The following is a 10720-nucleotide window of genomic DNA, read 5'->3' on the forward strand; positions in this document are numbered from 1 at the left end:
AATAGCGTATTAGGTCTCTGCTTGAACTGCCCTATAAGCACATTGATGTCCTCAAGGCATTCTCCACCACAAAGGTAACTGAAGAAGAGAGAGCCGAAAATACTTCCATGGCTGAATGCTTTGCCACTACTTCCACGTTTGCCCAATACAGATTCGGTAAGTTTTTCAAAGCCCAACTTTTGAGAAAACGTCCATAATATGATAAATTCCACCGAAAGAAGTGATATTCTCGTTTTTAATTGCTACCTTTGTCATGTCAGATTTTTGCTTACTTGTTATGTTTGCAGCACTAAGATAGGTGAAATTTCTGACATATCCAAGTGTTTTGAGAACTTTGTTTCTCAGACACTTGGAGTTCTTACAAGAATTTATGCTGCGGAATTAAGGTATAAGAACATTTAATCTTTAAACCCGAAAGTATAAATAAACAGCATAATTGCTAAACAGAGACAAACCTTATATAGTTATATGCCTATAGCTGTATAAACCTAAAATCATTTATAAACTAAACATTTATTATTCATGAAAAGGATTACTTTATTTGCATCCTTGGCATTGGCAAGCTGTCTCACTGTGAATGCACAGCGTACGCCAACACATCCATTGGACATCCAGGATGCTAAGTTTGAGAACCTGCCTAACTACCTTGAAGCGTGGTTGAAAGGCGAGATGAAGCAACCACAGGGCGTTAGTGAGATTGACGACCAGTTCTTTATCTCTCGTGTTCGCCCACTCGAGCGTATTAAGGACGGTGACTATCAGGTGCGCCAAGGCGTGAAGCGCGATCGTAAGATGTGTCTGTGGACACCGCTTGACGACCCTACCGCTCAGTGGAAGGCGCTCCCTCGTTATTGCTTTGAGGGCGATAACTTTAGTTTGTGGTCATACATTGATATCCACGGAAACTGGACTTCACCTTGGATTCGTTCTACTGCAGGTCTGACTGACATTGCTCATAAGAACGGTGTTACCGTGGGCTGTGTAATGTCTATACCTTACGGCAATACGGTTTACCCAAGTCGTTGGAGCTATGACAACTATGGTCGAATTTTATACCAGCTTACTCAGAAGAAGAACGATAAGTTCGTCTATGCAGAGCCATTGGTTCGTATGATGAAGTTTTATGGTATCAATGGTATTGGTTTTAACTCTGAGTTCCATACCAGCTCTTCAGTTATGACACTGTTATCAGACTTCTTTGTGGCATGTCATAAGGAAGCAGAGAAACTCAACTGGAAGTTTGAAGTACATTGGTATGATGGTACTGGAGATGATGGTCGTATTCACTTTGATGGTGGTTTGGGCAATCACAACAAGAAGATCTTCGGTAACAAGGACAATATTGCTACCGATATGCTTTTCGCTAACTACAACTGGGGACCAAGTCATCTGAGAGGTTCTGTAAGTACAGCACAGAGTTTGGGTCGTAGTAGCTTCGATTATTATGCAGGCTTTGACATTCAAGGTCGTGGTTTGCGTCAGGCAAGTTGGAGCGCATTGTTAGACAACGATATTTCTATCGGTTTCTGGGGCGCTCACAAGCAGAGCCTTATCCACCAGAGTGCTACTGACAATGGTACATCTGACATTGCTATTCAGAAGACTTATCTGAAGAAGCAGGAGCTTATGTTTAGTGGTGGATATAACAATCCAGGACTGTTGCCAGCCATCAATACGGATTGTAATTTGGCGAATGCAAGCTTAAAGAGCTTCCACGGACTTGCAACCTTCCTCACAGCGAAGTCTACTATCCAGCAGGTTCCATTCGTTTCACGCTTTAACCTTGGTAATGGTTTGAGCTTCCGCAAGGATGGTAAGGTTACCTTCAATCACAAGTGGTATAACCTCAATACACAGGATTACATGCCAACATGGCGTTGGTGGATTACTGATGGTGCTGATCAGGTAAACACAGGGAATATCAATAGCCTTGCAAAGGCAGAACTTACCTTCGACGATGCTTACTGGGGTGGTTCATGTTTGGCTATCTCTGGTCAGACAGACTTCTCACGTGTGAAGCTCTTTAAGACGATGCTTGAGGTAAAGCCAGACTATGAGTTCTCTGTTACCTATAAGACTATCGCAGGCAAGGATTCTCATGCTAAGTTCTTTGTAGCCTTGAAGGACCACGTCACCGAGTATAAAGAGGTGGCTTTGCCAGCTGTTGAGGCAGTAGGCGAGTGGAAGACTTTCAGCGTAAAGGCTTCAGACTTAGGTTTGGCTGCTGGTGATAAGGTAGCGATGATGGGTCTTGTTGTTGAGAATACTCCTGCTAACTATGAGTTGCGTGTTGGTGAGATGGCACTCCGCGACAATGCAAAAGACTTTGCTACAGTGGCTCCAACAATCAAGAAGGTTGAGATTCTCCGTGGTCGTTACAACGCTTGTGACTTCAAGATGCAGTATGCTTCTAAGGAAGAATCAGGCTGGGAGAAGACTTATAACGACGAAGTTGGTACATGGTATTATGAAATCTACTTCCAGCAGAAAGACCAGCCAGTGCAGTTGCTTACCGCTACTACCTCTTGGGCTGCCTATGTTGTTGATGCTCCAATGGTATCAGGTGCTGACAAACGCGACTGCCGTTTCGGTGTACGTGCCGTGTCTCCTGATGGTAAGAAGGGTTCTGACATTGTATGGTCAGAGTATAAGAAGGTTGAATACAACCAGCCATTGAGCGATGTTGTTGCTGACCGTCCTGTTATCAAGCCAAACGAGGAGTTCACACTCAAGTATCTTGATGACATGGTTCCTGCTGCTCAGTCATGGAAGTTGAAGAATGCAGTTACTGGTGCTGTTGTTGCTCAGGGCGAAAGCGGTACAAGTGCTAAGTTTACTGTTCCAACAGAGGGTACATACGACCTCGTTGTTATGGATAGCAACGGTAAGGAAAGTATCATCCGTGGTAAGGTAAAGGTTACGCCAGAGGCTACAGGTGCTGTTCCTCAGATTACCGATATCACTGCTGACAAGACAACAGAAGTGACAGGTAAGAACGTAACTTACACTTACGAGGGTCGTCTCGGTGAGGGTAAGGCGTCACGTGGTCTTGAGATTACCGACCCTAAGATGTTCCGCATCCCTGGTGATGTTCAGCAGGGTAAGTCTTATTCATACGCTCTCTGGTTCAAGGCAGACAAGTTCAGCCACGATAGTCAGGGTACAAACCTTATCAATAAGAACTCTATCCATGACAAGTGGCCACATAACAACTGGGGTGACCTTTGGGTAACTATCCGTCCACAGTGGCAGGGTCATAGAACGAAGCATGAAGCGAATGAGATTTCGTTCAACACTATGGGTTGGACAGCTCACGATAATCCTTACGAGGAAGTGATGTCTACTGGTTACAATGTTACTCCTGGTGTATGGAACCATATCGTCGTAACACAGGATGATGGCAATATGCAGAAGATTTACTTCAACGGTCGTAAGGTGGCTGATCACAGCTTCACTGAGTCTAAGCGTCGTGAGGATGTAGTACGTACCGACGGACGTATTGATATCAGTCAGGTAGCCGACATCTTCATCGGTGGTGGTGGTGTCTACAAGAGTGGCTTCAATGGTGTCATTGATGAGGTGCAGGTTTGGAACAGACCACTTACCGACGATGAGGTATTACAGGCGATGAAGGGCTACAAGGAAGGCGAAGTTCCTGCTGACTTGAAGGCTTACTTCACCTTTGAGGAGGTTGATGGTTTGAAGTTTAAGAACCTCGGTACTGCTGGTAGAAACTATGACGGTTCTGTTGTCGTTGTTGCTGGTAGCGGTGGCGAGAACACCTCTGGTGCTTCTTATGTTGACCAAAAGCCAAACAACGATGTATTAGGCTTCCCTGGTGTTGTCGGTACATACGAGATTAAGACAGTTCCTACTTGGACTTTGGGCGATGGTCAGATCTCTTCATCTGCTGATAAGACAGCTGTCGTTACCTACGCTGCTCCTGGTAAGAAGAATGTAACCTTGAAGCTGAAGAACGGTTGGGGCGAGGCTGAGAAGACAGTAGAGGAAATCGTTGAGATTACCTCTGAGGCTAACGCTATCGATGCAGTCGATGCTCAGCTTGGCTTCTCTGTTTATCCTAACCCATTCGTTGAGAGCGTAAATCTGCGCTTTGCTGACAATGGTCGCTACACAATCAACGTTCTCGGTACTACTGGCGCACTCCTCCAGAGCAATAGCTTTGAGGCTGCACAGGGTCAGGTCGTAAACGTAGCTATCACTGGCGCAAAGGGTATGTACCTCGTTCAGGTGCTTAAGAATGGTAAGGTTTACAAGACCGTGAAGGTTGTGAAGAAGTAGAAAGGCAACCACGACAGGCCCCTCCCCCTTGCCCCTCCCCCATAGGGAGGGGAGTGAAATGCGAGATACCCCAATAAAAAGGTATGCGATTCTCCAGTGAACTAATCTTTACTGACAGATGGGAAGTACTGGGAACAACTTGCTTATGAATAGCAGAAGGACGTGTCCTGACTAATAGGGGTATCACGCATTCTACTCTCCTTCCTTTGGAGGAGGGGTCGGGGGAGGGGCCGGTTGTGTTTATTTGTGGCTTGTTGTGACTTGTTGTTCTCCTTTTATTATATTATGGAAATAATCACTCAATCAAATTACAAGACGACGACGTGGGAGGGTGGGGTCACACGTCAGGTGTTTATATCACCTGCTGATGGTGATTTGTCGGCACGGTGTTTTGACGTGCGTATCTCTTCGGCCATCATTGACAATGTGGAGAGCGAGTTCTCTGACTTCTCTGGTTTCACACGGTATATCCTACCTTTGGAAGGTGAGATTACACTGATAAAAGATAATCAACGTATTGTGCTGTCCCATAATGCACTGTATGAGTTTGAAGGACACGAACGAGTCTATTCGGAGAATACGCGGGGTGCAGTGGACTTTAATGTTATTGTGCGCCATGGTGTGACCGTCGATGTTCGTATCTTGTCAGACGAATCCTTCGTTGACAGCCGTCGAACGCTACTCTTCGCCCTTGAGGATTGCTGCGTCAATGCCATTGCCATCCACCGACACGACACCGTCCTCCTCGATGGCCCTTTCTCCTTAGAAGGTAAGGCGGTCGTGGTGAGGGTAGGGTGATAATGTGGCCTCACCCCCAACCCCTCTCCGAATGGAGAGGGGAGTAGTATGTGAGGTTACCCCTATTGGGCTGCTTGTATGGGGCGTAGTGAGGTCTTTCTCTCACGCTGATGAGGTTTTTTCTCACAGAACTCACAGAATTAACAGAACCTTTTTTCGCACAGTTTCGAACTCACAGAAGGCCTCCGGCATACAGAGGTCACAGAACGTTATAGCCATTGTTGATATGTTTAAGGGACTACATGAAGCCTTCGTCCTTCTTATAGGGGTATCTCGGTGATCACGCCCCTCCCTTTGGGGGAGGGGAAGGGGGAGGGGCCACTACTTGCTTTGAATGCTGTGTGTTCTGTTCTTCTGTGTTCTTCTGTGAGAGAAAGAACATTTTGAGACTCGCTGGGGAGTTTTTTCTCTCACAGAGCGCACAGAGTTCACTGAGCATTTTTGCGTGCAGTTTCGAGCCCACAGAAGGCCTCCGGCATACAGAGTTCACAGAGGCCTTTCAACTAACATTAGCTGTAACGCTCTGTGATATCGGTTGACTTAATGTCTCTGTGGAATGCTGTGTGTTCTGTTCATCTGTGTTTTTCTGTGAGAGAAAGATTGTTGGATACTCGCAGTGGAGAGTTTTTTCTCTCACAGAGCACACAGAGTTCACGGAGCCTTTTTGCGCACGTTTCGAGACCATGAGGAGGTGGCCCCTCCCCCAACCCCTCCCCCGCAGGGAGGGGCGTAGTATGTGAGGTTACCCCTACAAGACTGCCAACAAAGAACATAATGAAGCCTACATCCTTTTTATAGGGGCATCTCGGCGATTACTCCCCTCGCCATTCGGAGAGGGGTTGGGGGTGAGGCTCTTTCTTATAGCGGTATCTCGGTAATCACTCCCCTTCGCTTTGCGGGAGAGGACGAGGGAGGGAGCTAGTATCTTATCTGCGTGTTCCCACTGTTCTGTGTCATCTGTGAGAGATAGCCCCTAACGACTTGTTGTGTGTGTTAACTGTGACGGTAGAGAGTCCCATGTGCTTTTCTTGTTTTTATGAAAAACCCTGACAAATTACTATGGAAGAACACTTAATTGATGAGGGGGATATAAATGAGAATAGAATCTACAACTAACAGGAATTCAGGGCGTTGTGATGGGGGAAGAAGAGGAGGCCTAATAAGCAGCAAGAGGGGCGTCTTCAAGCAGCAAGAGGGGCGTGTTCTCCATAGGAGAAGGGCATGTTCTTGACGCATGAAGGGCATGTGTTCGTTAGGAGGGGGTGAAAAGAATTTACATTCCCTCTCGTCTGCTACTACTTTTTACGCCTTGTTCTTTGGCTTGGAAGAAGTGCGGATGCGGATGTATTGATAGCCTGCTACTTCATAGAAACAGTTTGTTCACTCGTTTACTTGTAAACTCCTTTCCTGTTTGAACAATTAACTTGTTAACTCGTCTACTACCCAGTCAACTTGTCAACTGATACTGTCAACTCGTCAACTGACGCAGTCCACCCTTTATTCCTCCTTCTCTGGATAATTGAGATTAGCGTCAGTGATATTATTGAGCACCTCAGTAAGGAATTTTCGTGACTCCCATTTAGCCATGGGGAGGTCGTGGAGGAGGTAGTTACCACAGTCGCGTGGCGCAGCACCGGGGATGTCGCCTTCGAAGTCGGCAACGAACTGGAAGGTGCGACGCATGAGGTCTACGATATCTTTTGAGGCCAAGTCACCACGTAGGATGAGGTAGTTACCCGTCAAGCAACCCATTGGTCCCCAGTAGATAACACGGTCTTTCCACTCGGGATCGTTGCGTAGGAAGGTGGCAGCCAAGTGTTCGATAGCATGGATGGCACCGACATGCAAGACTGGTTCTCGGTTTGGTTCTTTCATTCGGATATCGAAGGTAGTAACGGTCTCGTTGCCCACCTCGTCCTTACGACTTACGTAAATGCCACGCAGCAGTCGCTCGTGGTCGATGGTGAAGGAAGGAATTTTATTCATTGTCTTTTTTTTTTGATTCTTAATTTGATAGTTGCTATTGGGTTAATAAGGCTATTGGGCCAATAAGGCCAATGGGGCCAATAGGGCTAATAAGGCCGATGGGGCTAATAGGGCCAATAAGGCTATTGGGCTAATAAGGCTAATGAGGCCAATAAGGCCAATAACGGTATTGGGCTAATAAGGCCAATGGGGTTAATAGGGCCAATAAGACCAATAGGCCTAATAAGCCCAATAAGGCTAATAACACCCCATCACTCAACACCCATCACCTGCTTCAATCCCCTCAACAAACCGCCTTGTGACCTCGAAGCTACCGTTTGCGATACGCTCCCAGAAGTCGTAGTACTGGCTGGCTTTATGGTCTTTGAGCGGCACATCACTGATGACACGGAAGGAGACGAACGGTGTGTGATAGATATGGCAGACCTGCGCAATAGCACAACTCTCCATGTCGACGGCCGTTGCCTCGGGGAAATGCGCCATTATCTCACGCATCTTCTCACGCGAGTTGACAAACCACTCGCCACTTACGGTTAGTCCGGCCTTGATGTGAAGACCCTCACCGTCTGTCTGACTGTTCAGTGACAATGCCCGTTCGATGAGCTTCGAAGGAGCCTTGAAGCGTGCCGGCATACCGATAATCTGACCGTAGGCAACCTCGTCGCCACAGTAGGCATCGTGGTAGGCACACTCCTTCGCCACCACAACATCGGTCACCTCTAACGATGTGTCAGCTCCACCAGCACAGCCACTGGAGATGATCAGGTCGGGATGAAAGCGATTGATCATCTCGACAGCACCGATGGCTGCGTTCACCTTACCAATGCCACACTGCTGAAGGATGACAGTCTTCTCTCCCAACTGGCCTGAGACGAAGTCTTTATGATTGAAATGCTCCGTCTGAGAATGAGCCAAAATAGCTTTAAGTTGCTCGAACTCTTTGTCCATCGCAACGATGATTCCTATTTTCATAGTGCAAAGGTACGAAAAAGTTAGAAGCTGAATATTGTAAGTTATTAGTTTTTTGTATCTTTGCAAACATTATCTTGTACATCCGACAAAAGTAAAATAAATAAGAATGAAAACTTGGAAAAGATATCTACCCGATGTAGTGGTAGTGGTGGTGTTTGCGCTCATCTCGTTCGCATACTTCTTTGTTCCCGTCACTCAGGGTAAGATTCTCTATCGCCATGACGCCTCAGCTGGTGTCGGCTCGGCGCAGGAATTGACAGAGTATCAGAACCGTACAGGGGAGACAACACGCTGGACAAACTCTATCTTCGGCGGTATGCCTACCTATCAGATGTCGCCTTCTTATCAGTCGACCGACGGCTTGTCGCAGGTGATGAACGCTTATCACCTATGGTTACCAGAGAATGTATGGTTCCTCTTTGCCTATCTCTTGGGTTTTTATATCCTCTTGAGAGCCTTCGACTTCCGCCAGTCTCTGGCCGCATTGGGCAGTGTCATGTGGGCTTTCTCGTCCTATTTCCTTATTATCATAGCTGCTGGTCACCTCTGGAAGGTAATGGCTTTGGCCTATCTGCCGCCTATGATAGCGGGTATAGTACTGGCTTATCGAGGGCGTTACCTGTCTGGTTTCATCGTGACAGCCATCTTTACCGCCTTTGAGGTGAAGGCTAACCATGTGCAGATGACCTATTATTATCTGTTCATCATACTCTTTATGGTCATTGCCTACCTTGTTCAAGCTGTTCGACAGAAGCAGCTTATGGGCTTCCTTAAGGCTACGGGCGTGTTGGCGGTGGCTGCTTTGATTGGTGTATTAATCAATCTCTCAAGCCTTTATCACACTTGGCAGTATCAGAAAGAGAGTATGCGTGGCAAGAGCGAGTTGCTGAAAGCCGATGGAGCCAACCAAACGAGTTCGGGCTTAGACCGTGACTATATCACGCAATGGAGCTACGGTATTGATGAGACAATGACCTTACTTGTGCCCGACGCAAAGGGTGGGGCGAGTGTTCCTCTTAGTAAGAGCGAGACGGCAATGGCTAAGGCTGACCCACAGGTGCAGTCGATGATACCGCAAATCTACGATGCTTTCCCACAATACTTTGGTACACAACCGGGTACGAGCGGCCCTGTCTATGTCGGTGCGTTCGTCCTCTTCCTTTTCATCTTAGGCCTCTTCTTGGTGAAGGGGGCTACGAAATGGGCCCTTGTGGCAGCCACCGTACTGTCTATCCTACTCTCATGGGGACATAACTTCATGGGCTTCACGAACTTCTTCCTTGACTACATACCAATGTATGCAAAGTTCCGAACGGTGGCGAGTATCCTTGTCATTGCTGAATTTACTATCCCTCTCTTGGCAGCACTGACGTTGAAACGCCTCGTGGACGAGCCTGATCTCTTAGGAAAGAAGATGAAGTATGCTTATATCAGCCTTGCTCTGACAGCTGGCGTGGCCTTGTTAGTGGCTTTGTTCCCCGATATGATGGGTCCGTTTGTGAGTGATCAGGAACGCCAAATGCTTGGTAGTGTGCAGGGAATGGACGCTAACACGGCTGGTACTATCCTTTCTAACATCTCGACGATGCGTGCGGCTATGGTCAGCGCTGACGCTTGGCGTTCGGTTGTCATCATTCTCATCGGGTTTGCCCTGCTCTTCGTTTATAAGATGAAGAAACTCCGTGCCGACTATATGGTAGCCGCTCTGTTGGTGCTTTGTCTTGTGGATATGTGGCAGGTGGACAAGCGCTACCTCAATGACGAGATGTTTGTACCGAAGAGCGAACGTGATATGCCACAACAGCCAACGGCTGCTGACACGGAGATAAATAAGGACAAGAGCCTTGACTATCGTGTATTGAATTTCGCTTCGAATACTTTTAATGAGAACGAGACCTCTTATTTCCACAAGAGTATCGGTGGTTATCACCCTGCTAAGCTCCGTCGTTATCAAGAGATGATCGATGCTTACATCGCTCCGGAGATGCAGAAGGCGATGCAGGCCATTGCTGCTGCGGGTGGTAACATGCGTGCGGTGGATGGTGTGAAGACCTTCCCTGTGCTGAACATGTTGAACACGAAGTACTTTATCTTACCTTTGCAGGGTGGTCAAACAGCTCCTCTACTGAACCCATACGCACAGGGTAACGGCTGGTTTGTCGATAAACTAACCTTTGTCGACGATGCTAATGCGGAGTATGCAGCGGTTGGTAAGATCGATGTACGCCATGAAGCGGTTGCTGATAAGAAGTTTGAGGCAGCGTTAGGACAGGCGAAGGCGAACGACTCAACGGCCTTCGTTAAGCTTGATAAGTATGAACCAAACAACTTGCAGTACACTGTTTCGTCACGCAACGGCGGTGTGGTAGTCTTCTCTGAGGTCTACTACCCTGGTTGGAAGGCAACTATCGATGGTCAGCCTGCCGAGATTGGCCGTGTAAACTATATCCTCCGTGCTGTGAGTGTGAAGCCGGGTAAACACACTGTGGTGCTCGATTTCCACCCAACAAGTATCTCTACCACTGAGACAATCGCCTATATCGCTATCGTGATCTTGCTCCTCGCAATCGCTGGCGCTGGGTATGTAGAGTGGAAGAAGAGTGGGAAATAGCAACCCCAACAGCCAAGGGGGTGGCCCAACACCCAACCCCAGCTGGCCCCT

Annotated in this window: 5 protein-coding genes and 1 pseudogene; 3 read left to right on the plus strand and 3 right to left on the minus strand. The window is 47.5% G+C overall.

What is annotated here, in order from left to right:
* Nucleotides 1–255: pseudogene (locus tag HMPREF0666_RS17790) on the minus strand (IS1380 family transposase); the annotation flags it as partial.
* A 267-nt stretch (nucleotides 256–522) separates the two neighbouring features.
* Here HMPREF0666_RS17790 and HMPREF0666_RS00835 point away from each other — a divergent pair.
* Entirely contained in the window at nucleotides 523–4302 is a 3780-nt protein-coding gene (locus HMPREF0666_RS00835) for a LamG-like jellyroll fold domain-containing protein (RefSeq protein ID WP_009010379.1), read from the plus strand.
* A 285-nt stretch (nucleotides 4303–4587) separates the two neighbouring features.
* The gene (locus HMPREF0666_RS00840; RefSeq protein ID WP_009010380.1) at nucleotides 4588–5100 is read left to right on the plus strand and encodes a HutD family protein; all 513 of its coding nucleotides are present in this window, start codon (nucleotides 4588–4590) and stop codon (nucleotides 5098–5100) included.
* A gap of 1497 nt (nucleotides 5101–6597) precedes the next feature.
* Here the strand turns inward: HMPREF0666_RS00840 and HMPREF0666_RS00845 are convergent.
* Both HMPREF0666_RS00845 and HMPREF0666_RS00850 read right to left on the minus strand, forming a co-directional pair.
* Nucleotides 6598–7086, minus strand: coding sequence for an S-ribosylhomocysteine lyase (locus tag HMPREF0666_RS00845; RefSeq protein WP_009010381.1), 489 nt, complete (start codon nucleotides 7084–7086; stop codon nucleotides 6598–6600).
* Between the two features lie 255 nt (nucleotides 7087–7341).
* Nucleotides 7342–8058, minus strand: a complete 717-nt coding sequence (locus HMPREF0666_RS00850) for a 5'-methylthioadenosine/adenosylhomocysteine nucleosidase (RefSeq protein ID WP_009010382.1) — start codon at nucleotides 8056–8058, stop codon at nucleotides 7342–7344.
* A 106-nt stretch (nucleotides 8059–8164) separates the two neighbouring features.
* On the opposite strand from HMPREF0666_RS00850, the gene HMPREF0666_RS00855 reads away from it, so the two are divergent.
* Nucleotides 8165–10669, plus strand: a complete 2505-nt coding sequence (locus tag HMPREF0666_RS00855) for a YfhO family protein (RefSeq protein WP_009010383.1) — start codon at nucleotides 8165–8167, stop codon at nucleotides 10667–10669.
* Nucleotides 10670–10720 lie beyond the last annotated feature (51 nt).

Source organism: Prevotella sp. C561 (assembly GCF_000224595.1).
Classification (GTDB): domain Bacteria; phylum Bacteroidota; class Bacteroidia; order Bacteroidales; family Bacteroidaceae; genus Prevotella; species Prevotella jejuni.